At 74.7% G+C, this 21,482-nt stretch carries 18 protein-coding genes; 6 read left to right on the top strand and 12 right to left on the bottom strand.

Going from position 1 to position 21,482, the window contains the following annotated elements; genetic code table 11:
• Window positions 1–62 precede the first annotated feature (62 nt).
• A complete protein-coding gene (locus AB0P35_RS05310) occupies window positions 63–1,166 on the bottom strand; it encodes a beta-eliminating lyase-related protein (protein WP_363506749.1) in 1,104 nt (367 codons plus the stop codon).
• 380 nt (window positions 1,167–1,546) lie between these two features.
• Between AB0P35_RS05310 and AB0P35_RS05305 the strand changes: the two genes are divergently transcribed.
• Window positions 1,547–2,503: a M23 family metallopeptidase gene (locus AB0P35_RS05305; protein ID WP_363506746.1), complete on the top strand. Its 957-nt coding sequence runs from the start codon at window positions 1,547–1,549 to the stop codon at window positions 2,501–2,503.
• Between the two features lie 30 nt (window positions 2,504–2,533).
• On the opposite strand, the gene AB0P35_RS05300 is transcribed toward AB0P35_RS05305, so the two are convergent.
• Window positions 2,534–3,166 (bottom strand): helix-turn-helix domain-containing protein, encoded by a 633-nt coding sequence (locus tag AB0P35_RS05300; protein ID WP_363506743.1) that lies wholly within the window; start codon window positions 3,164–3,166, stop codon window positions 2,534–2,536.
• 221 nt (window positions 3,167–3,387) lie between these two features.
• Between AB0P35_RS05300 and AB0P35_RS05295 the strand changes: the two genes are divergently transcribed.
• A complete protein-coding gene (locus AB0P35_RS05295) occupies window positions 3,388–4,974 on the top strand; it encodes an MDR family MFS transporter (RefSeq protein WP_363506740.1) in 1,587 nt (528 codons plus the stop codon).
• Window positions 4,975–5,068: 94 nt separating this feature from the next.
• Here the strand turns inward: AB0P35_RS05295 and AB0P35_RS05290 are convergent, their stop codons facing one another.
• On the bottom strand, window positions 5,069–5,959 hold the full coding sequence (locus tag AB0P35_RS05290; RefSeq protein WP_363506737.1) for an A/G-specific adenine glycosylase: 891 nt from the start codon (window positions 5,957–5,959) through the stop codon (window positions 5,069–5,071).
• A 68-nt stretch (window positions 5,960–6,027) separates the two neighbouring features.
• Window positions 6,028–6,780, bottom strand: a complete 753-nt coding sequence (locus AB0P35_RS05285) for a rhomboid family intramembrane serine protease (protein ID WP_363506734.1) — start codon at window positions 6,778–6,780, stop codon at window positions 6,028–6,030.
• 178 nt (window positions 6,781–6,958) lie between these two features.
• On the opposite strand from AB0P35_RS05285, the gene AB0P35_RS05280 reads away from it, so the two are divergent.
• Window positions 6,959–7,777, top strand: coding sequence for a hypothetical protein (locus AB0P35_RS05280; protein WP_363506731.1), 819 nt, complete (start codon window positions 6,959–6,961; stop codon window positions 7,775–7,777).
• 371 nt (window positions 7,778–8,148) lie between these two features.
• Here the strand turns inward: AB0P35_RS05280 and disA are convergent, their stop codons facing one another.
• Window positions 8,149–9,207 carry a DNA integrity scanning diadenylate cyclase DisA gene (gene disA / locus AB0P35_RS05275; protein WP_030267789.1) on the bottom strand — a complete coding sequence of 353 codons (1,059 nt, stop codon included), beginning with the start codon at window positions 9,205–9,207 and terminating at the stop codon, window positions 8,149–8,151.
• Window positions 9,208–9,385: 178 nt separating this feature from the next.
• Window positions 9,386–10,918: a DNA repair protein RadA gene (gene radA, locus AB0P35_RS05270; protein ID WP_363506728.1), complete on the bottom strand. Its 1,533-nt coding sequence runs from the start codon at window positions 10,916–10,918 to the stop codon at window positions 9,386–9,388.
• Between the two features lie 252 nt (window positions 10,919–11,170).
• Here radA and AB0P35_RS05265 point away from each other — a divergent pair, with 252 nt between their 5' ends.
• The gene (locus tag AB0P35_RS05265; protein WP_363506725.1) at window positions 11,171–13,144 is read left to right on the top strand and encodes a sigma-70 family RNA polymerase sigma factor; all 1,974 of its coding nucleotides are present in this window, start codon (window positions 11,171–11,173) and stop codon (window positions 13,142–13,144) included.
• Between the two features lie 12 nt (window positions 13,145–13,156).
• Here AB0P35_RS05265 and AB0P35_RS05260 read toward each other — a convergent pair whose 3' ends face one another.
• From AB0P35_RS05260 to AB0P35_RS05250, 3 genes are all read right to left on the bottom strand, one after another.
• Window positions 13,157–13,939, bottom strand: coding sequence for a hypothetical protein (locus tag AB0P35_RS05260; RefSeq protein ID WP_363506722.1), 783 nt, complete (start codon window positions 13,937–13,939; stop codon window positions 13,157–13,159).
• A gap of 74 nt (window positions 13,940–14,013) precedes the next feature.
• Window positions 14,014–14,556 (bottom strand): SigE family RNA polymerase sigma factor, encoded by a 543-nt coding sequence (locus AB0P35_RS05255; RefSeq protein ID WP_363506719.1) that lies wholly within the window; start codon window positions 14,554–14,556, stop codon window positions 14,014–14,016.
• A gap of 106 nt (window positions 14,557–14,662) precedes the next feature.
• Complete coding sequence (locus tag AB0P35_RS05250; protein WP_363506716.1) at window positions 14,663–15,994, bottom strand: DUF1254 domain-containing protein; 1,332 nt, start codon at window positions 15,992–15,994, stop codon at window positions 14,663–14,665.
• Window positions 15,995–16,136: 142 nt separating this feature from the next.
• On the opposite strand from AB0P35_RS05250, the gene AB0P35_RS05245 reads away from it, so the two are divergent.
• Window positions 16,137–17,141, top strand: a complete 1,005-nt coding sequence (locus AB0P35_RS05245) for an NAD-dependent epimerase/dehydratase family protein (RefSeq protein WP_363506713.1) — start codon at window positions 16,137–16,139, stop codon at window positions 17,139–17,141.
• Between the two features lie 109 nt (window positions 17,142–17,250).
• Here AB0P35_RS05245 and AB0P35_RS05240 read toward each other — a convergent pair whose 3' ends face one another.
• From AB0P35_RS05240 to AB0P35_RS05230, 3 genes are all read right to left on the bottom strand, one after another.
• A complete protein-coding gene (locus tag AB0P35_RS05240) occupies window positions 17,251–18,300 on the bottom strand; it encodes a family 2 encapsulin nanocompartment cargo protein polyprenyl transferase (protein ID WP_363506710.1) in 1,050 nt (349 codons plus the stop codon).
• 184 nt (window positions 18,301–18,484) lie between these two features.
• Entirely contained in the window at window positions 18,485–19,909 is a 1,425-nt protein-coding gene (locus AB0P35_RS05235; RefSeq protein ID WP_363506707.1) for a family 2B encapsulin nanocompartment shell protein, read from the bottom strand.
• 106 nt (window positions 19,910–20,015) lie between these two features.
• Window positions 20,016–20,162, bottom strand: coding sequence for a hypothetical protein (locus AB0P35_RS05230; protein WP_179419451.1), 147 nt, complete (start codon window positions 20,160–20,162; stop codon window positions 20,016–20,018).
• Window positions 20,163–20,385: 223 nt separating this feature from the next.
• Between AB0P35_RS05230 and AB0P35_RS05225 the strand changes: the two genes are divergently transcribed.
• Window positions 20,386–21,459, top strand: a complete 1,074-nt coding sequence (locus AB0P35_RS05225; RefSeq protein ID WP_363506705.1) for an ATP-grasp domain-containing protein — start codon at window positions 20,386–20,388, stop codon at window positions 21,457–21,459.
• Window positions 21,460–21,482 lie beyond the last annotated feature (23 nt).

The raw sequence follows: 21,482 nt of genomic DNA, 5'->3' as shown, positions 1-21,482 counted from the left end.
ACTGCGTCGGCCCGGTTCCTCCGGCGGGAGGAACCGGGCCGACGTGCGTTCGGGCGACCGGATCAGAGCAGCGCGAGCAGGGCCGCCATCGCCTTGCCGACGTCCTGGGCCGTCCACTCCAGGGCGGCGGCGCCCACCGTCACCTCGGTCATCGCGAGGCCGGGCGCGCCGGGCTCGTCCCAGAAGCCGAACAGCGCGATGCCCTGCTCCTCGGCGAGCCGCAGGGTCGCCTCGGTGAGCGCGTCCGCGGTGTACGGCAGCCAGAGCCGGAACTGGTGGGTGTGCGGGGGCAGCGGGTGGACGCGGGCGCCCGGCACCTCGGCCAGCGCCGCGGCGACCGTCCGGGCGTGCGCCACGTACCGCGGCAGGCGCGGCAGTTCGCGCTCCAGGCCGACGAGCGCGGAGAGTGCCGCGGGCCACTGCTGGAAGAGCTTCCCGCCGTACCGGTGCTGCCACACCCGGGCCTCCCGGGCGAAGGCCTCGTCGCCGGCCAGCAGGGCCCCGCTGAGCCCGCCCAGCGACTTGTAGCAGGAGACGTACACGGAGTCCGCCAGTGCGGCGATCTCCGGCAGCGGGCGCCCGAGGCGGACGGTCGACTCCCAGAGCCGGGCGCCGTCGAGGTGCACCCGGGCGCCGAGTTCGCGGGCGGCGGCGACCGTCTCCACCAGCTCCTCCCAGGTCGGCAGGACGAAGCCGGCGTCCCGCAGCGGGAGTTCCAGCATCAGGGTGCCGAAGTGCTCCTCGCAGGTGCGCAGTTCGGCCGGGGTGGGCAGCCGGGGCGCGACGGTCGGCCAGACGGTGTGCAGCCCGGTGAGCCGGGTGAGGGCCCGCCGCTCGTGCCGCTCCGGGTGGGCGAGCGGATGCATCGCCACCACCGCGCTGCCGGTGCGGTCCGCCCAGTAGCGCAGCGCCACCTGCTGGGCCATGGTGCCGGTCGGGAAGAACACCGCCGCCTCCCGGCCGAGCAGTGCCGCCGTCCGCTGCTCCAGGGCGCGGACGACGCCGTCGCCGTACACGTCGGGCCGCTGGTCGAGGTCGTACACCTGGTCGGCGTCGGCGGCGAGCGCCGCCGACCGCTCGCGGAGGCTGACCGGCCGACTGCCCGAGAGCAGCCGGTCGCAGGACCGGTAGGCGGCGAAGCGCCGCTGCTGGAGTTCCTCGTTCACGGTCCGATCCTCGCCCGGATCGGCGCCCGGCGCTCCGGATGGACCGATCAGGACGGGAAGTTGCCGTACTGCGTCTCCTGCGGTCCTCCTCCGGCCCGTCGGGGCAGTGACCAGGGTCACGATTGGCGGCCGCCTGCCGGGGTACTGCGGTGGCGGTGGTCACAGGCTCCGGCCCCGGTACGAGAGCGGGTAGTAGTGCGGCGGGCCGCCACGGCCGGGGACGGCGGGCCCGCCGGAGCGCGACGGGTGTCCACCACGACGGGCCGTCGTAGGTCACACCGTTTGGGCCCGCCCGGCGGAGCGATTACACCGGAGTGGTCCCCGCCAGGGAGCCGTGCGGCTCCGCTGCGCACCGCCCCCTTCCGCGAGGTCAAGCCACCATGCCTTCGTTCTCCGACGCCACCCGTCGTTTCGTCCGCACGGCCTCCGCCGGCACCGCCGCGGCCCTGCTCAACGCCCGTTCGCTGACCTCCCGCGCGCTGAACGGCAGCCTGCCGGGCACCACGACGGACTCGCTGTCGGGCGTCCGGGCGGCGGCCTCGCCGCTGCTGCGGAACCGGGCGAAGGTGGCCTCGGGCGGTGTCGCCGCGCTGGCGCTGGGTGCGCTGCTGCTGCCGGGCCACGCCGCGGCGCAGGCGACCGTCCACCCGACGGTGCCGGGCAGCTCGGTGTTCACCGCCGCCGCGGCCCCGCAGCAGGAGACCCGGGTGGTGCAGGTGGCCGCGCCGAGCACCTACAAGCAGCCGCGCTCGGTCGACGCGCAGGACTCCGTCGCGGTGGCGCACAACCTCGCGCAGCCGCCGGCCGAGCAGCCCCAGCAGCCCGCCGCCCAGCCGCAGCCGCAGCAGGCCGCCCCGCAGCCCGCCCAGCCGCAGCAGCCCGCCCAGCAGCAGGCCCAGCCGCAGCAGGCCCCCGCCCCGGCGCAGCCCGGCTGGTCCTCGCCGGCGCCCGGTGCGCCGACCAGCAACCCGTACCACAAGACGAACCACAGCTACGCGGCCGGTTTCCACACCGGTGTGGACTTCGCCGTCCGCCCGGGCACCCCGCTGGTGGCCGTCGGCGACGCCACCGTGGTCTCGGCCGGCTGGGCCGGCGCGTACGGCAACCAGGTCGTGCTGAAGCTCTCGGACGGCCACTTCGCCCAGTACGCGCACATGTCGAAGCTCGGCGTGCACGCGGGCCAGAAGATGCACGCCGGGGACCGGGTCGGCCTGTCCGGCAACACCGGCAACTCGACCGGCCCGCACCTGCACTTCGAGATCCGCACCGCCAACCGGTACGGCGCCGTGATCGACCCGGTGAAGTACCTCTGGGCCCACGGCGCCCGGAACTTCTGATCCGCCCGGCGGCGGCCCCCGAGGGGGCCGTCAGGCGCCGGTGCCCGCGGCCGCCGGCTCGATCCCGGACGCTATCTCCAGCGCGAGCTCCACGGCGGCCTGCATGGCCTCGGCGAGGCTCGGCTGCTCCGTCCGCGCCCCGGCCGGGCAGTCCTCGCCGGGCTCCACGTGGTCCTGCTTGAGCAGGAACAGCGCCGAGTTGATCGAGAAGAGCGCCACGGTGGCGCGCAGCCGCTCGCGGAAGGTGGCGCCCGGGCCCTGGATGAGCCCGATCATCGCCAGCATCCGGTCCTTGAACTCGGAGCCGGCCGCGGAGTCCCGCAGCGCGGGCTGGTTCTCGTGGAAGAAGCGCAGCAGCGGCGCGCGGTCGGCCATGCCGGCGGCGAAGCGCCGCACCAGCTCGTCGCGCATCTGGGGGGACCAGGTCCGGTCGCGGCCCCAGCTGATCGCCTCGTCTATCGGGGCGGCCATGGACTCGACGATGCCGTGGACGATGTCGTCCTTGGTCTTGAAGTGGTAGTAGAGCGCGGCCTTGGTGACCCCGAGGCGGTCGGCGATCTCGCGCAGTGAGGTCTTCTCGTACCCCTGTGCGGCGAAGAGTTCCAGGGCCACCTCGATGATGCGCGCTCGGGTGTCGCTGCGGGGGCTCTGGGTCGTACTCATCGGTGGGTGGCCTGCCTCGTGGCTCCGGTGGGGTGGCGGGCGCGCACCGGCTTGCGGCGCGCCCCTGGGGTTCATTCTCCCTGCCCGGGGGCGGTCCGCCGAAACCGGCTTGACGCCCGGGTGGGGGACAACTTACCGTGCCACGCGCCGGACAACTAGCCGGTCGTCAAGTAAGTAGGTCGCGAACCACGCGGCCCAGCCGCTCTCCGGGGAGAATCTCGATGGCACACCAGGTAGAAAAAGCTGCGGACGGACCCGCAGCCGACACCGCGGAGGCGGCCGACGTCCTCCCCCGCTCCCCGCGCGAGATCCGGCTGGTGATGATCGGCCTCGTCGTCGCGATGCTGCTCGCCATGCTCGACAACCTGATCGTCGGCACCGCGATGCCCACCATCGTCGGCGAGCTCGGCGGCGCCGAACACCTCTCCTGGGTGGTCACCGCCTACACCCTGGCGACCGCGGCCTCCACCCCGATCTGGGGCAAGCTGGGCGACCTGTACGGCCGCAAGGGCACCTTCGTCCTGTCGATCGCGATCTTCCTGGCCGGTTCCGCGCTCTCCGGACTGTCCGGTTCGATGGGCCAGCTGATCGCCTTCCGTGCCGTGCAGGGCCTCGGCGCCGGCGGTCTGATGGTCGGCGTGATGTCGATCATGGGTGCGCTGGTCGCGCCGCGCGACCGCGGCAAGTACCAGGGCATGTTCGCCGCGGTCATGGCGCTCGCCACCATCGGCGGCCCGCTGATTGGCGGCTTCATCACCGACCACCTGAGCTGGCGCTGGACGTTCTACATCAACCTGCCGCTCGGCGTGCTCGCGCTGGCCTTCATCGTGATCACCCTGAAGCTGCCCAGCATCCGCTCCACGGCCCGGATCGACTACCTGGGCGCGCTGCTGCTGACGGTCGGCATCACCTCGCTCGTGCTCCTCACCACCTGGGGCGGCCAGGAGTACGCCTGGGGCTCCAAGCAGATCCTGGGCCTGGGCGCGCTCGCCGCCGCCACCCTGATCGGCTTCTGCTACGTCGAGCAGCGGGTCGAGGAGCCGATGCTGCCGCTGACGCTCTTCAAGAACCGCAACTTCGCCATGGTCTCGGTGATCGGCTTCATCGTCGGTTTCGCGATGTTCGGCGCCGTGACCTTCCTGCCGCTCTACCAGCAGACGGTGCAGGGCGCCTCGGCGACCAACTCCGGCCTGCTGCTGATGCCGATGATGTTCGGCATGCTGGTGATCTCGCTGGTGGTCGGCCAGGCCATCACCAAGACCGGCAAGTACCGGATCTACCCGATCGTCGGCACCGCGGTGATGGCCGGCGGCTCGCTGCTGCTCTCCACCCTCGGCACCGACACCAGCCGGTTCACCTCGGCCTGCTGGATGGTCGTGCTGGGCGCCGGCATGGGCTTCCTGATGCAGGTGACCATGCTGGTCGCGCAGAACAGCGTCGAGCTGAAGGACATGGGCGTGGCCTCGTCCACCGCCACGCTGTTCCGCACCATCGGCGGCTCGATCGGTGTGGCGCTGTTCGGCGCGCTCTTCACCCACCAGGTCACCGCGACCATGAAGGAGCGCCTCGCCGGCGCGGGCGGCGGCGCGAGCGCCAAGCTCGGCCAGATGGGCCCCGAGGCGCTGCGCAGGCAGCCGGCGAACGTCCAGGACGCCTACCACCACGCCGTCTCCAACGGCATGCACACCGTGTTCCTGTGGGGCGCCGTGATCAGCCTGGTCGCGGTCGCCGCGGCGGTCTTCCTGCGCGAGGTGCCGCTGCGCGGCGCGGGCACGCAGAAGCCCGAGACCCAGCTCGAAGCGGTCTGATCCCCGCGCAGTGACAGGGCCCTCCCGGCACGTGCCGGGAGGGCCCTTCGCGTTGTCGTCGGTGTCGTCGGCGGCGCCAGTGTCGTCGGTGTGCTCAGTGCGGCAGCCGGTAGACGCCCTGCGCCACCGGCTCCACCAGGCCGTCGGCGACCAGCCCGTCCAGGGCGCGGGCCCGCTGCACGGCGTCCGGCCAGACGGCGTCCAGCCGGGCCTGCGGCACCTCGCCGTGCGCCTCGCGCAGCACGGCCAGCAGCTTGCCGCGGACCTGGCGGTCGGTGCCCTCGTAGGTCTGCCCGCGGCGGGCCGGGCCCTCGTACGGCGGGCGGCCGGCCCGCTGCCAGGCGCAGTCCGCGAACAGCGGGCAGCCCTCGCACTCGGGGCCGCGGGCGGTGCAGACCAGCGCGCCGAGCTCCATCACCGCGACCGCCCAGGTCGCCGCCCGCTCGGCGGCGTCGGGCAGGTACGCGGCGGCCGTCCGGCGCTCGGCGGCGGTGGTGGCCTGGGCCGGGTACTCCACCCCCGTCACCGCCCGGGCGAACACCCGTCGGACATTGGTGTCCAGCACCACGTGCCGCTGCCGGAACGCGAACGACGCCACCGCGGCCGCGGTGTACTCGCCCACCCCGGGCAGGGCCAGCAGCGCCGCGTGGTCCTCCGGGACCTGCCCGCCGTGCTGCTCGGTGATCGCCACGGCGGCGCCGTGCAGCCGCAGCGCGCGCCGCGGGTAGCCGAGCCGGCCCCACATCCGGACGGCCTCGCCGGGTGCGTCGGCGGCCAGGTCCGCCGGGCTGGGCCAGCGTTCCATCCAGGCCGCCCAGGCCGGCAGCACCCGCTTCACCGGGGTCTGCTGGAGCATGAACTCGCTGACCATCACCGCCCAGGGCGTGGCGGTCGGGGCCCGCCAGGGCAGGTCGCGTGCGTTGGCCTCGTACCAGCCGATGACGGTGGAGTGCAGCCGGGAGGGAGTGGTGTCGATGGCAACCATGGCACTGCCGATCCTCCCACGCCGGGGGAGGCTGCCGGGCCGGGGCCGCGGGTGCCGGGCCCGGCGGGTCACAGCCCGAGGTCGTCCAACTCCTTGAGCAGCGCGGCCCGCGGGCTCTCCGGCAGGTGTCCGGCCGTACCGCCCTGCGCGGGCACGGCCGCACCGTCGGCGCGGCCCTCGGGGACCCCCCTGCCGGCACCTGCCGTGCGGGCCGGGCGCGCGGCACGGGCGGCGCGGTCGCGCAGCAGCCAGGCGCCGAGCAGGCCGCCGACCAGCCCGCCGAGGTGCCCCAGCCAGCTCACGCCGGGGGTACCGGGGACGGCGGTGGTGAGGATGTAGGCGAACGAGGCGGCCATCACCAGGCCGACCAGGCTGTCGATGAGGTTCCGGTCGATCAGGCCGCGCAGCACCACGTAGCCGAAGTAGCCGAAGACCAGCCCACTGGCGCCGACCGTCACGACCTGCTCGCGCTCGAACAGCCAGACCGTGGCGCCGCTGGTCAGTGCCACCAGCAGGGTCAGGCCGAGGAACTTCCGCACCCCGCGGTACGCGGCGAGGAACCCGAAGACGAACAGCGGGCCCGAATTGCTCTCCACGTGCTGCCAGTTCACGTGCAGGAAGGGCGCGGCGAGAACGTCCGGGAGCCGCTCGGCGCGGTGCGAGCGGATGCCGAAGTCGAGGGTGAGCGCGTAGTCGCCGAGCCAGTTGACGAGTTGCACGGCCCACACGGCGCAGAGGAATGCGAACATCACGAAGAAGGCGCGGCGCGCCTCGGCGAGGATGCGGGCCGGGTCGGGGTCGCTGCGCTGCTCGATCGCCATGACGAGACTATAGGGCGCGGCAGAGGGCCGGGACAGGACCGGAAATGACCCGAACCGTCCTCGCCCGTCCGGAGCAAATGGCGGATCATGTGAAGGAAGTGATCCCCGTACAGTGTTGATGCATCAACGGGTGCACACAGTCTCGTAGAGTTTGCGCGTGCCCTCTCTGCGTCAACCCGTGGGACCGTTGCCGGCCTCGATCTACTGGCGACGGCGTCTCGTCGTGCTCGCCGCGCTGGCCGTCGTCGCCGCGCTGGTGGCCTGGCTCCTCGCCGGCTCGGGCGACAAGGACGCGGAGGACCGGAAGAAGACCGCGCAGGCCGCCCCGGTCCAGTCGATCACGCCCGGGGCCAGCCCTTCCGGCTCGGCCATCACCTCGCGCCCGGGTGGCACCGGCGGCACCACCGGGAGCCCGACCGGCACCGGGGGCGGGGACGTCAGTCTCTCCACCGGCGGTACGGGCGGCGGGAGTTCGGACGGCACCGGCAGCACCGCCGGCGGTTCCGACGGCTCCGCTGCCGGCGGCACCGGGAGCGGCGGCACCGGCGGCGGCCAGCCGCCCACCAACACGACCGAGGTGATGGCCCTTCCGGCGTGCGCGGCCTCCCAGGTCTCGCTGGAGCTGGCGAGCGGCCTCAACTCGTACACCGTCAAGGTCAAGCCGCGGTTCTCGCTGACCGTCCGCAACACCTCGGGCGCGGGCTGCCGGGTCGACCTCGGCCGCACGGCCTCGACGCTGACCGTCACCGCCAGCTCCGGCGAGCGGGTCTGGTCCTCCGGCGACTGCCCGGCGAGCCGCCAGCCGACCTGGGTGCAGCTGGCGGCCGGCGCCGGTCTGACCGAGAACTTCACCTGGAACCGCACCCGCAGCAAGCCGCAGTGCGCCTCCGCCGACGGCACGGCCGCCGGGCCCGGCAACTACCTGGTCCAGGCGGACCTGTCCGGCCCGTCCGGCGGCCCGGTCTCGGCCCGCACGTCCATCCGCCTGGAGGACTGAGCTCCCGGCACTCGAACGGCCCGCCCCCGACACCTCGGGGGCGGGCCGTTTCGTGTCACCGGACGGTGGCTCCGCACCTCCGGCGGGCCGCCGGACGGCGGTTTTCGGACGGCGCCGCGGTGCGCCGCGTGACGGGCGCGTGTCGGCCGTCCGACCCGGCGTCACGGGCGCGTGTCGGCGACGGCGGTCTGCACCGGTACGTCCCGGTTCACCGCCCCGAAAACCGCACGCCTGTGTGAAGCCTGTGCGTTGTCGGGAAAGCCTCTTTGACGCGACCCTGACGAGAGGGAGAGTAGTGATCAGCAGCCCGGCCCGTCCGCCCCACCGGACGGGCCGGCGGTGCGTCGACCCCGGTCGGGGCCGCGCGGGCGTCAGACGTACCGCTCCAGGATGGACGACTCGGCGAGGCGGGAGAGCCCCTCGCGCACCGAACGGGCCCGGGTCTCGCCGACGCCCTCGACCGTCTGCAGGTCGTCGATGCTGGCGGCCAGCAGCTTCTGCAGCCCGCCGAAGTGCTCCACCAGCCGCTCGATCACGGTGTTCGGCAGCCGGGGCACCTTGGCGAGCAGCCGGTAGCCGCGCGGCGAGACCGCCGAGTCCAGCGACTCCAGCGAGCCCGAGTAGCCGAGCGCCTTGACCACAGTCTGCAGGTCGAGCAGCTCGGCGTGGGTCAGCGCCTCCAGGTCGGCCAGCACCTCGGTGACCGTACGGCCCTTCTTGGCGGCCCGCTCCGGGAAGTAGTCCCGGGCGACGAGCTCGCGCTCCGGCTCCACGCCGGCGATCAGCTCGTCCAGCTGGAGCGAGAGCAGCCGACCGTCGGTGCCGAGCTCCAGCACGTAGCCGGCGATCTCGGCCGCGATCAGCCGGACCATCTCCAGCCGCTGCACGACGGCGGCCACGTCGCGGACGGTCACCAGGTCCTCGATCTCCAGCGCGGAGAGCGTGCCGGCGACCTCGTCCAGCCGGAGCTTGTAGCGCTCCAGGGTGGCGAGGGCCTGGTTGGCGCGGGAGAGGACGGTCGTGGAGTCCTCCAGCACCCGGCGGCTGCCGTTGACGTACATGGCGATCAGGCGCATCGAGTGCGAGACCGCGACCACGGGGAAGCCGGTCTGCCGGTTCACCCGCTCGGCGGTGCGGTGCCGGGTGCCCGTCTCGTCGGTCGGGATGGCGGAGTCCGGCATCAGGTGGACGCCGGCCCGCACGATCTTGGTGATGTCCTTGTCCAGGATCACCGCGCCGTCGAGCTTGCACAGCTCGCGCAGGCGGGTGGCGGTGAACTCGACGTCCAGCACGAAACCGCCGGTGCAGAGCGACTCCACGCTCTTGTCGAAACCGAGCACGATGAGCCCGCCGGTGTTGGCCCGCAGCACCCGCTCCAGCCCGTCCCGCAGCGCCGTGCCCGGCGCGATAGCAGTGAGGGAGGCCCGCAGCAGGGCCTCCTCGCGGGGGGACCTGTCCGCCCGGTCGCTGGCTGCCACGTGACTCCTCCGGTCGAGCCGGACCGCGTGGCGCGGCGCCCGACGGTCTCTCGCTTATTACTGCACCGATTACCAATTGCCCATTAGACAGGGCAAAGTCTAACTGCGTGCGGCAATAGCGGGGCCGGAGTCAGTCGAGTTCGTCCGCGCCGACCGGCTCCCAGCCCTCCATCAGCTCCTCCGGGTGGGCCGGAACGTAGGCCTGCAGGGCGGCCCGGGCCGGGTCGCCGGCACTGCCCCGGGGTGCGGCGACCGCCGCCGCGGACTGCTCCTGGCGCGGCCGGGAGGCCCGACGGCGGCCCGGGATCGCCCGCAGCGCCTCGCCGATGTCCGACACCTCGACCACCTTCATGCCGGGCGGCACCTTGCCCGGGTCCGGCGGGACGAGCGCGTGGGTGAAGCCCAGCCGGTGGGCCTCGGCCAGCCGGCGCTGCACACCCGTCACCCGGCGCACCTCGCCCGCCAGGCCGACCTCGCCGATCGCCACCAGGTTGCTCGGCAGCGGGGTGTCCGACGAGGAGCTGGCCACCGCCAGGGCGATGGCGAGGTCCGCGGAGGGCTCGGTGAGCTTCACGCCGCCGACCGTCGCGGTGTAGATGTCCTGCTTGCCCAGCTTCACCCCGCCGTGGCGTTCGACCACCGCGAGGATCATCGCGATGCGCGGGGACTCCAGGCCGGAGGTCGTCCGACGCGGCGAGGGGATCTGCGAATCCACCATCAGCGCCTGCACCTCGGCGACCAGCGGGCGGCGCCCCTCCAGGGTGACGGTCAGGCAGGTGCCGGGCACTGGCTTGTCACGCCTGGTCAGGAAGAGCCCGGACGGGTCGGCGAGACCCGCGATGCCCTCGTCGTGCAGCTCGAAGCAGCCGACCTCGTCGGTCGCGCCGTAGCGGTTCTTGACCCCGCGGATGATCCGCAGCCGGGCGTGCCGGTCGCCCTCGAAGCTGAGCACCACGTCGACCAGGTGCTCCAGCAGGCGCGGGCCGGCGATCTGGCCGTCCTTGGTGACATGGCCGACCAGCAGGGTCGCCATGCCGCGCTGCTTGGACGCCCTGATCAGCGCGTTCGCCACCTCGCGCACCTGGGCCGGGCCGCCGGGCGCGCCGTCCAGCTCGGCGGAGGCGATGGTCTGCACCGAGTCCAGGATCAGCAGCCCCGGGTTCACCGCCTCGATGTGGCCGAGCACCGCCCCGAGGTCCGACTCCGCCGCCAGGTAGAGGTGCTCGGAGAGCGCGTTGATGCGGTCCGCGCGGAGCCGGACCTGGCCGGCGGACTCCTCACCGGTGACGTACAGGGTGCGGTGCCGGTCGCTCGCGGCCTTGGCGGCGACGTCGAGCAGCAGGGTGGACTTGCCGACGCCGGGCTCGCCCGCGAGCAGCACCACCGCGCCGGGCACCAGGCCGCCGCCGAGCACCCTGTCCAGCTCCGGCACGCCGGTGGTGCGGGCCGTCGCCACCTGGCCGTCGACCTCGCCGATCGGCTTCGCCGGGGAGCTGACCGGGCCCGCCGCGGTCGTCCGCAGCGGGACGGCGCCGTACTCCTCGACCGTGCCCCAGGAGTTGCACTCCGGGCAGCGGCCCACCCACTTGGGGAGCTGGTTGCCGCACTCGGTGCAGCGGTACGCCGGGCGCGGCTTGGCGGTGGTCTTGGTGCGGGCTGCCATGCGGCCAACCGTAGCCGGTGGGTCCGACAACGCGGGCCGGACCACCGGTACCGGCCCGGCCGCCGGGTGCGCCGGTCCCGGGGTCCGGCCCGGGGTCCCGGCCCGGAGTGCGGCCCCGGGGCGCGGAGGTGCCGGGCGGCGCGCGGGGCGAATGCGCGCGGGGTCACGGTCCGGCCGGTGCTGTTACCCGAAAGAAGGACAAGCACCGGGAAACCACCGGAGCGGGCGAATCCCGTATCTACCGTCTGACACGTGACGAGCTTGCTTGAGAGCCCGGTGACTGCCGGGTCGCCGGTCCTGCGTGCCTACGGGCAGCATGTGGACGGCCTGTTCACCTACTGCCTCTCCGTCCTGTGCGAGCACGACGCGGCCGTGGCCGCCGTGGCCGAGGTCCGCGACCTGGCGCTGCGGCACGGCGCCCGGCTGGCCGACCCGGCGCTCCGCCGGGCCTGGCTGTACGCGCTGGCACGGCACTGCTGCCTGCGCCGCCTGGAGTCCGGGCCGGACGCCGCCTTCGCCGGCACCGCCGCGCGCGAGCCCGCCGCGGCGCCCGCCCCCGCCGGTGTTCCGTCCGGACGGCGGGCGCACGCCGGCGCGGGCCCCGCCGGGAAGGGCCGCGCCGGGAAGGCCGGCGCGGTCGCGGGCGGGATCGGCCGGGGCGGGGCCCCCGGCGCGGCGGTCCTCGCCCAGCGCCGCGAGGAGCTCGCCCGGCTGGCCTGGCCGGAGGCGGCCGGCACCGGCCCCGAGCAGCGCGAGGCGCTGGAGCTGGCCGTCCGTCACGGGCTGGCGCCCGGTGAGGTCGCGGCGGTGCTGGCCCTGCCGGTACCGGCCGCCGAGGAACTGCTGGAGACCGCGGCCGCCGAGGTCGGGCGCACCCGGGCGGCACTGCTGGTGCTGGCCGCGGGCGACTGCCCGGAACTCGCCCAGCTCGGCGGGGCGGGAGCGGACGGCCGGAGCGGATGGGTGCTCGGCCCGGCGCTCCGCCGCGAACTGGTGCAGCACGTGGTGGCCTGCCCGACCTGCCGCGGCACCGCGGAACGCGTGGCGGCGGCGCCGGAGCCCGGCCTGGCCGGGCTGCCTCTGCTGTCGGCGCCGGTGACGGTCCGGGTGGCCGGGACGGCGGCGCAGGTCCCGGGCGGTGCCGCGGGCGCGGCCTTCCTGGCGGGGGCGGCGGCCGGGCGGCGGCTGGCCGCGCCGGAGCCCGGTCCGGCGGCGATCCGCTTCGACCAGCGTGGCTTCCCCCGGCACCGGGCCCCCTCGGCGAGCCTCGCCCTGGTGCGGCAGCGGGTGGTGACGACAGGTGTGCTGGCGGCCGTCCTGACGGCGCCGGTGGTGGCGCTGTGGGCGGCGTACCGGGGCGGCGGCGAGGGCGTGGGGTCGGCCGCGCCGGTCTCCTCGGTGCGGGTGGACTCGCCCCGGCTCTCGCCGGACCCGTCCGAGACGGTGCAGCCGGCCGAGCCCGGCCCGGGCGACGAGGCGGCGGACGACGGCCTGCGGTTGGCGGGTGCGGTTGCAGAAACGTTGCTGCCCGTGGTGGAGGGTGCGGTGGTGCCGGTCCCCTCGCACGGGTCCCGGGGGCTGGCCACCGCCGAGGTGGTCCCCGCCCCGCCCGCGCTGCCGGCCGGGCCCGGGCGGCTCACGGTGGAGGCCAGCGAGTGGGGCAGCCGCACGGTGATCACGCTCACCAACTCCGGCGGCACCGCGATCCACTGGCATGCCGTGGTCGGCGTGGACTGGCTGCGCCTCAGCCGGGACGAGGGCACCCTGGAGCCGGGGCAGCGGATCACCGTGACGGTGACGGTGGACGAGGAGCGGGTCCCGGCCGGGCACTGGACGGCGAAGATCGCGCTGCCGCCCTCCGAGGCCGTGGTCACCCTGGAGGGCGGGCCCACCCAGCGCGGCGGGCACCCGGACGGGCCCGCGGACAGCGGCTCCCCCACCCCGGCCCCGACCGCGCCCGGCACGGGTTCGAGCACGGGCACGGGCACGGGTTCCGGCACCGGCGGCGCCGAGCCCGGTGGCGGCCGGAGCCCCGAACCGCCGAGCGGCACGGGTGGCGGCGGGAGCACCAGGACGCCCGGGGGCGGCTCCGGGGGCGGGACGTCCGGCCCCTCGGCCGACCCCTCGCCGACCGCCCCCGCGGACTCCGGCCCGGCCCACGGCGGCGATCCTGCGGCGGGCGGGGCTACGGCCTCCCCGCCGCCGTCCGACGCGGCCAGGCCGTAGCCCCGCCCGGGTTCAGGACCGGGCCGTGGCGCCCCCGCCGCCGTCCTCCACCGCGCGGTCCCAGACCGGGTCCGCGGCGACCATCTGGAGCTCCCGGACGGGCAGCGGCGGGTCGTTGCGGCCGCCCGAACCGCCGGGCTCGGAGGAGTTCCACTCGGTGATCGACACCCGCTTGCCGGAGGGCGCGGCGAGCAGGCACCACCAGGACTTGGCCCCGGTCTCCGGGTAGCCGGACGTCCAGGTCATCAGGGCGGAGCCGTCCGGCAGCACCGTCCGGTCGCAGGTGATCCCGGAGTGGCCGGGCCGCTCACAGACGGTGGACTGCAGCACGGTCCGGACCGTGTCGCGCCAGACCGCCGCCCGGATGCCCCGCCGGCCGTTGCCGTCGTCCACGGTGAGCTCCGCCAGCGGTGTCGTCCCCGCCGCGGCGGCGGCGACCGTCCCGGTGCCCCGGGCGTCGACGACCCGCAGGCCGCCGAGGTGGGAGGTGAGGGCCGCCACCATCTCCTGGTCGGTCATGCCCGGCGCGCGCCCGGCCGGCGACGCGGCGCCGTCCAGCGGCCGGACTCCGTCGACGCGCCCGGGGAGGCCTGCCAGTACCGCGCCGCCGCCCGCGAGCACGACCAGTGCCGCCGTCCCGCCGAGCACCGACGCGACCCGGCGGCGGCGCAGCGCCCTGCCGCGCTCGACGGCGCCGAGCACGATCCGCGGGCTGTCGGCCAGGAAGCCGTCGCCGGTCTCCCGGAAGAGCTGGACGAGCTCCTCCTCGGGAAGCCGGTCGGGTGTGTCGGACATGGCTGGTTCACCGTCTCTGCCGTCGGATCGGGTGGGTCTCGGTGGTCGGGGGCGCGGGCGCGGGCGGGACATCGTCAGTGCAGGGCGAGGTCGGGCAAGGCGTCACCGATCAGCGCGCGGAGCCGGGTGAGGGCCCGTGAGGTCTGTGTCCGGACGGCGCCCGGGCTGGCGCCGAGCAGTTCGGCGGTCTCCTCCACGCTGACGTCCTCCCAGTAGCGGAGCACCAGCACGGCGCGGTCCCGCGCGGAGAGCCGGGCGAGTGCCTCGACGAGGGTGACCCGCAGCGAGGAGTCGCCGTCCGCGGCGGCCTGCTCCGGCAGGTCCCCGACCGGGCGCTCGGTGCTGCTGCGCCGGCGGACGTGCGAGAGGAAGAGGCGGTAGAGGACGCCCTGGGCGTAGGCCGGGGGGTTGTCGATCCGGCGCGTGCCGGGGCGCCGGCTGCCGGGGCGCCAGACGGCGTACATCCGGCCGAGCGTCTCCTGGACGAGGTCCTCGGCGAGGTGGGTGTCACCGCCCGTCAGCAGGCAGGCGGAACGGTACAGATGGCTCGTCCGTGTGGCGGCGAACTCGAGGAACTCGTCGTCCTTGCCCGCCCGCCCCGGCCCTCCCCCGGCCATGCCCGTCCCCTCCTCCCGCTGCCGCTGTCCGCCGCCCCCTTGTAGGACGCGGTCGGCGCACCGCGGCGTTACAGCCTGCGCCGCACATTCTCCGACGGCGGGCCGCTCAGGGGCGGGCGAGCAGGGGCGGCCGCGGCCAGCGGCCGTCGAGGACGGTGGGGTCGGGGCCGTACACGCGCAGCACCGCCATGAACGGGCCGGCCGGCACGGGCAGCCAGTTGGCCTGCCCCCGCGGGTCCTCGGGGCGCTCGTGGCGCAGCCGGAGGGTCAGTCCGCCGTCCTCGTCGGCGGTCAGGCCGGGGGTGCGGTCGCCGATCGCGTACCGGTCGATCGGGTTGGCGACCAGGAGCTGCCCGGGGAGGCCGTAGACGGTGACGGACCAGAAGTACCGGGCGGGTGGGAGGCCGCCGGGCGGGAACCGCAGGAGGTAGTCGTGGGCCGCGCCGTCCAGCGGCGGGCCGTCCGCCGCGTCGGGGCCGCTCTCGGAGACCCAACCGGTGTACCAGGCCTCCTCGACCGGCAACCCGTACAGGCCCCGGATCACGCCGATCGCCCGCCCCAGGTGGTCGGTGCCCAGCTGGACCCGGGTACCGAAGAGGGCGGTGGAGTCGTGGCTCTCGGCGACCGCCGCGTCCAGCCTGGCGCGGGCGTCGGCGATGCCCCGGGCCATGGCCTCGCGGATCTCCAGTGGGAGCGCGGCCGGTTCGAAGTCGCCGGCTCCGATGCCGAGTTCGGCGAGGCGGCGGCGGAGGTCGGCGTCGGTCGGCAGGACCGGGAAGAAGCCGAGCAGGAAGTCGAGGAAGGAGAAGAACTCCAGGCTGTCGAGCACCTCCTCGCGCCAGACCGGCCAGATCGGGTCGGGTGCGTGCGGCGGCGGTTCGGTGCCCAGGTGGGCGCTGAGCGGGCTCAGCCGGTAGCCGGCCTGGACCTGCTCCAGGGCCGGGACGTCCTCGGGGCCCGCCAGGTAGGTCCGGCCGAGGATGCCGACCAGCCGGGTGTCGGCGTGCAGGACGCCGTCGAAGCCCTCGCCGGGCGTGCCGCGGTGGTCCGGCCCGACGATCAGGTGGCGGCCGGCGCCGTCGCCGGTGGTGCGGGAGCCGACGAAGCCGACGTAGCAGGTGTCGAGGTCGTGCACCGGCAGGACGTGGTAGCGGTCGGTGGCCGGTACCTCCAGCACCCACGGTTCGGCCCGCAGGTCGAGCCAGGCCGGGGAGTAGGGGGTGTCGTTGTTGGGTGTGACGACATCGGTGTTGGCCGGGGTGAAGGGGTGCGGGTAGTGGCGGAAGACCCCGAAACCGCCGATGTACCGGGGGTCGGCGTCGTCGACGGCCTGCGCGTACAGCGTCCGGTAGTTCTCCAGCATCGGCAGTCCCCAGATCCACGCCTCCGCCGCCGTGCCCCGCACCGTGGCCTCGTCCACCAGGACCGGGTTACCCATGCCGTCACACTCCCTGTCGGGACAAATCGGTACGGAGTGAGACTAATGACCTGCCCGGCCGGTCGACTGCCGACGCCGCCGCCCGGTGCGCCAGGAGTGAACGCCCGTGTGCGGACGGACCCGGCCGGAGAGGGTGGCCGGTATGAACATCCTCATTCTGGGCGGCTCGTCCTTCCTGGGCCGGGCCTATGTCTCGGACGCCCTCGCCCGCGGCCACCGGGTCACCACCTTCAACCGCGGCGTCACCGGACCGGACCAGGCCGGCGTCGAGGCCGTCCGCGGCGACCGCACCGTGCCGGAGGACCTGGCCCGGCTCGTCGAGGGCCGCACCTGGGACGCCGTCGTCGACACCTCCGGCCAGCAGCCCCACGCCGTCGCCGCGGCCGCCCGGCTGCTGCGCGACCGGGCCGGCCACTACAGCCTCGTCTCCTCCGTCCACGCCTTCGCCGACTGGCCCGGCCGGCCGGTCGACGAGACCTCCGCCACCCTCGACTGCCCGGCCGACACCCCGCCGGACCAGCCGCCCGCCAACGCCCTCAAGGCCGGCTGCGAACGTGCCGTGACCGAGTACTTCGGCGAGCGCTCCACCCTGCTCAACTGCGGCCTGCTGATCGGCCCCCACGAGAACGTCGGCCGGCTGCTCTGGTGGCTGGAGCGGGTCGCCCGGGGCGGGCGGGTGGTCCTCCCCGGCAACCCGGACCGTGCCCTCCAGCTGATCGACGCCCGCGACTTCGCCGCCTTCGGCCTCGGCCTGCTGGAGGACGGGAGGACCGGCCGGTACATCACCACCGGACCGGCCGGCGGGACCACCATGGGAGCGATGCTGCGTGCCTGCGCCGAGGCCACCGGCAGCGACGCCGAGTTCGTGCCCGTCGGCGACGACGCGCTGCTCGCCGCCGAGGTCACACCCTGGACGGAGCTGCCGCTGTGGACGCCCGACCAGCCGGACTGGGCCGGTATCTGGCAGGCCGGCACCGCCCGGGCCCGGGCCGCGGGCCTGCACAGCCGGCCCGTCGGAGAGACCGTCCGCGACACCTGGGCGTGGATCGGGCGCCGCGGCCCCCGCACCACCCCGTACATGCAGGGCTCGACGCCGCTGGGCATCGCCGAGGAGAAGGAGCAGAAGCTCCTCGCCGGGGCGGTCTGAAGCGCCTGATGGCCGGCCCCCGGGCGGTCGGCCCGCCCAGGGACCGGCGGCATAGGGGTCCGCGGCACGGGGGTCCGCCGTGGCACGGGGGCCGGCGGCGCGGGGCCGCTCAGTGCGAGCGGCGGGTGACGAGTTCGGCGAGCGCGAGCAGGTCGTCCGCCTCGGACGGGTCCGGGATGACTTCCGCGAGGTGCGCGATCGCCGAGGCCATCCGCTCGCAGGACTCGCCCTGGGCCCAGCTGCGGCCGCCGGCGCGCTCCACCGCGGCGGCGGCCCGCTGCAGCTCGGCGGCGCTGAGCGGGCGGTCCAGCGCGTAGAGGGCGGCCAGCTCGGCGGCGGCCGGTGTGCCGCTGCTCAGCGCGTACACCACCGGCAGGGACTTCTTCCGGGCGGCGAGGTCGGCACCGACGGGCTTGCCGGTGACCGCCGGATCGCCCCAGATGCCGATCAGGTCGTCGATCAGCTGGAAGGCCAGGCCGATCTCCCGCCCGAAGGCGTCCATCACATCGGCGACCCCCTCGCCCGCCCCGGCGTAGAGCGCGCCGAGGGCGCAGGCGCAGCCGAGCAGCGCGCCCGTCTTGCCCTCCGCCATGGCGAGGCACTCGGCCAGCGTGACGTCGCTGCGCTGCTCGAAGGCGCAGTCCGCCTGCTGGCCGGCGCAGAGCTCGACCACGCAGTCGGCGAGCCGGCGGACGGCGGACGGGGCGGCGGGGTGGGTGTCCTCGGCGAGCACCCGGAGGGCCAGCGAGTGCATCGCGTCGCCGGCCAGGATCGCCTCGGTGGTGCCGAACACCCGCCAGGCGGTGGGCCGGTGGCGTCGGGTGCGGTCCCGGTCGATGACGTCGTCGTGGAGCAGGGTGAAGTTGTGCACCAGCTCGACCGCGGCGGCGGCCCGGACGGCGGCGCCGGGGCGGCCGCCCGCCGCCTGGGTGGCGGCGAGCACCAGGGCCGGCCGGATCGCCTTGCCGGAGTCCGCGGCGCTGGGTGTGCCGTCCGCCTCCCACCAGCCGAAGTGGTAGCCGGCGATGCGGCGCATCGAGTCCGGCAGGGAGTCGATGGCGGCGTGCAGGCCCGGGTCGACGGTCCTGCGGGCACGGGCGAGCACGTCGGCGGCCTCGTTCCCGTCGGTCTGGTCGCGTTCCGGCGCGAAGATCCCCATGTGGTCCTCCCCCTCGGTGTGGCGGCACGGGCGGCCGTGCGGGTCCGCCCGTGCCGTGCTGCTGTGTCCTGCTGCGCTGCTCTGTCCGTCCGGCTCTGTCCGTCCGGCTCTGTCCGTCCGACTGTGCCGGTCCGCCGTACTGGTCCGCTCTGGTTCGTGCGGGTGCGCTGCCGGGTGCGTCCGGTCAGCCGCGCGGGCCGTCCACGACGACGTTCTCCAGGACGCCCACCGCATCCGGTACGAGGATCGCCGCCGAGTAGTAGGCGGTCACCAGGTAGGAGATGACGGCCTTCTCGTCGATGCCGGCGAAGCGGACCGAGAGGCTCGGCTCGAACTCGTCGGGGATACCGGTCTGGTGCAGGCCGATCGCGCCCTGGCTGTCCTCACCGATGCGCATGGCGAGGATCGAGCTCGCGCCGTCGGTGATCGGGATCTTGTTGCAGCTGAGGATCGGCACGCCCCGCCAGGCCGGCACCCGTCGGCCCTCGACCTCCACCGAACCGGGGTACACACCGCGCCGGTTGCACTCGCGGCCGAAGGCGGCGATCGCCCTGGGGTGGGCCAGGTAGAACCGGGTGCCGCGGCGGCGGCTGAGCAGGTCGTCCATGTCGTCGGGCGTGGGCGGGCCGGAGTGCGTCTGGATGCGCTGGGTGTGGTCCGCGTTGGTGAGCAGCCCGAACTCGGGGTTGTTGACCAGCTCGTGCTCCTGCCGCTCGCGCAGGGCCTCGACGGTGAGCCGCAGCTGGTGCTCGGTCTGGTCCATCGGCTGGTTGTAGAGATCGGCGACACGGGTGTGCACCCGCAGCACCGTCTGCGCGACGCTCAGCTCGTACTCGCGCGGGGCGAGTTCGTAGTCGACGAAGGTGGCGGGCAGTCGGTGCTCGCCGGCGTGGCCCGCCGAGAGCTCGATGGCCGCCTCGCCGTGCTTGTTCTGCGGGCGCCGGCCGCCCGCGGCGAGGGCCCGGGCGCGCTCGCGCAGCTCGGGCGCGGAGTCGGCGACCCGTTCGAAGGCGGCGCGGGGCAGGGCGAGCAGGGTGCCGGCGGTGGTGGCGCGGAGGCCGACCGGCCACACCGCGTCCGCCCGCAGCAGCGCCTCGTCGCCCAGGTGGTCGCCGTCGGCGTGCGAGCCCAGCACGGTGGACTCGCCGTACCGGCCGGTGCCGTGCCGCTCGACCTTGCCGTGGGCGATCAGCAGCAGCTCGCCGACCGGGTCTCCCGCGGCCACCAGCTGCTCGCCGGCCCGGAACTCGCGCTGTTCGAATCCGCCGGCCAGGGCGACGAGCAGTGCCTCGTCCGAGACCTCCCGCAGCAGCGGCAGCTCGCGCAGCGAGGGCGGCACGACCGCGACCCGCGAGCCGGTGCGGGCGAAGGCGACCCGGCCGCCGCCGACCGCGTAGGTGAGCCGGCGGTTCACCCGGTACGTGCCGCCGGACACCTGCACCCAGGGGAGCATCCGCAGCAGCCAGCGCGAGCTGATCTCCTGCATCTGGGGGGCAGATTTGGTGGTGCTGGCCAGATTCCGCGCACCGGCCGTGCTCAGGCTGGACTGCTGCCGCACCTGCGACTCGCCCCCCTGCGCAGGAACACCAATGCTGGTTTCGGTCGACATCGAGGAACCCTTCGCACGAAGCATGAGCGCACCGGACGCGGCGCTTTGTCAAAATATGCTGACGCCCGTTCGGCCCTGCCCGCAATCACTCGTACGAGTGGTCAATTCAGGCCTGCAAATAGTACGAATAGAGCGCGTACTCGAAATTGCCGTTCTCCGGCCGAACGTCGCCGCGGCCGGCACCCGCCATGAGCACGTCCATCATCGCCGGGTCGACCACCGCCGCGCCCGCGCCGACCGATGCTGAATTCATCTGATCGCAACATGCCCGAAGTCGTCGTCACAGGCCCGTCATCGATCACCAACTAGCATGGCGTCCGGGCATGTTGACCGACCGCCACCACAACACCCCACCCCCCGTCCGCCCGGCCCGGTCCGAGCGCTAAGGTGCCACCTCAAGAGCGCGGCAAGAAGCCGGCAGGCAGGCCGCCCGACCGCGCCCTCCCACCGTTGCGCCCTTTTCCAGGGAGACCCCGTTGAGCGGCCCCGTTCGCGTCTGGCTGAACCGCACCTACGCCGAGAACGTTTTCTTCATCGACCTGCTCCGCGCCGCCCCGCGCCCGGTCGAGATCCATGCCACGCACGTCGACCCGGACTCCCCGGTACTCGCCGCCGCCGACTTCGGATCGCTCGAACCCGACGGCCTCTCCCCCGAGGCCTATGTGGAATTCGCCCTGGAATTCTGCGCCCGGAACAGCATAGACGTCTTCCTGCCCCGGCTGGGCCAACTCGCGATATCCCTGCGCCGCCGCGACTTCGAGGCCGTCGGCACCGCGCTGGTGTGCCCGCCCGCCCCGGCGATCGCCGTCTTCGAGAGCAAGGTCGACGGCTACGCGGCGATGGCCGCGGCCGGCCTGCCGGTGCCGCTGTGGCGGCACGTCCGAACCGGCGACGAGCTGCTCGCCGCGGTCGAGGAGATCGAGGAGGACGGCTCGACCGCCTGCCTCAAGCCCGCCTCCGGCGCCGGCGGCGAGGGCTTCCGGGTGCTCACCCGGGAACCGTTCAGCCTGCGCCGGCTGTCCGGCTTCCCCGACGCGAGCGTCCAGCTCGACCTGGTGCTCCAGGCCCTGGAGCGGAGCCCGGAGCCGGCCGACCTGCTGGTGATGCCGCTGCTGGAGGGCCCCGAGGTCTCGGTCGACTGCCTCACCTCCCCGGACGGCCGGCTGCTCGCCGCGGTCGGCCGCGCCAAGACCCGGCGCCGCCGGACCTTCACCACCGACCCGCGCTACCTGGAGCCCACCCGGCGTCTGGTGGAGACCTTCGAGGTCTCCTACCTCTCCAACGTCCAGTACCGGCACCACCACGGCCGCCCGGTCGTCCTGGACGTCAACACCCGCCCCTCCGGCGGGCTGCACCAGCTCCGGCTCTGCGGGCTCAACCTGCCGTGGACGGCGGTGCAGCTCGCACTCGGCGAGACCCCCGCGACCGCCTTCGCCGCCGACCTGCTCGACACCGAGTACACCCTGGTCTCCGGGATCCAGCCGCTCCTGCCGCGGCGGCGCGCCCACGACTGGCAGCTCGGCGCCACCGCCGCCGCGGCCGCCGTCTGACGGGCCGGGCCCGCCGGGGACGG

The sequence above is a fragment of the Kitasatospora sp. NPDC085879 genome, assembly GCF_040686255.1.
In the GTDB taxonomy this organism is placed as follows: Bacteria; Actinomycetota; Actinomycetes; order Streptomycetales; family Streptomycetaceae; genus Kitasatospora.
Note: the sequence above shows the minus strand (reverse complement) of the source record. Positions and strands in the feature narration are given on the sequence as shown.

Coding starts and splice junctions, on each gene's coding strand:
- AB0P35_RS05285 (WP_363506734.1), bottom strand. CDS start 6,780: ATGGCGATCGAGCAGCGCAGCGACCCCGACCCGGCCCGCATCCTCGCC.
- AB0P35_RS05245 (WP_363506713.1), top strand. CDS start 16,137: ATGAACATCCTCATTCTGGGCGGCTCGTCCTTCCTGGGCCGGGCCTAT.
- AB0P35_RS05250 (WP_363506716.1), bottom strand. CDS start 15,994: ATGGGTAACCCGGTCCTGGTGGACGAGGCCACGGTGCGGGGCACGGCG.
- AB0P35_RS05305 (WP_363506746.1), top strand. CDS start 1,547: ATGCCTTCGTTCTCCGACGCCACCCGTCGTTTCGTCCGCACGGCCTCC.
- radA (WP_363506728.1), bottom strand. CDS start 10,918: ATGGCAGCCCGCACCAAGACCACCGCCAAGCCGCGCCCGGCGTACCGC.
- AB0P35_RS05235 (WP_363506707.1), bottom strand. CDS start 19,909: ATGTCGACCGAAACCAGCATTGGTGTTCCTGCGCAGGGGGGCGAGTCG.
- AB0P35_RS05240 (WP_363506710.1), bottom strand. CDS start 18,300: ATGGGGATCTTCGCGCCGGAACGCGACCAGACCGACGGGAACGAGGCC.
- AB0P35_RS05295 (WP_363506740.1), top strand. CDS start 3,388: ATGGCACACCAGGTAGAAAAAGCTGCGGACGGACCCGCAGCCGACACC.
- AB0P35_RS05260 (WP_363506722.1), bottom strand. CDS start 13,939: ATGTCCGACACACCCGACCGGCTTCCCGAGGAGGAGCTCGTCCAGCTC.
- AB0P35_RS05300 (WP_363506743.1), bottom strand. CDS start 3,166: ATGAGTACGACCCAGAGCCCCCGCAGCGACACCCGAGCGCGCATCATC.
- AB0P35_RS05255 (WP_363506719.1), bottom strand. CDS start 14,556: ATGGCCGGGGGAGGGCCGGGGCGGGCGGGCAAGGACGACGAGTTCCTC.
- AB0P35_RS05290 (WP_363506737.1), bottom strand. CDS start 5,959: ATGGTTGCCATCGACACCACTCCCTCCCGGCTGCACTCCACCGTCATC.
- AB0P35_RS05230 (WP_179419451.1), bottom strand. CDS start 20,162: ATGAATTCAGCATCGGTCGGCGCGGGCGCGGCGGTGGTCGACCCGGCG.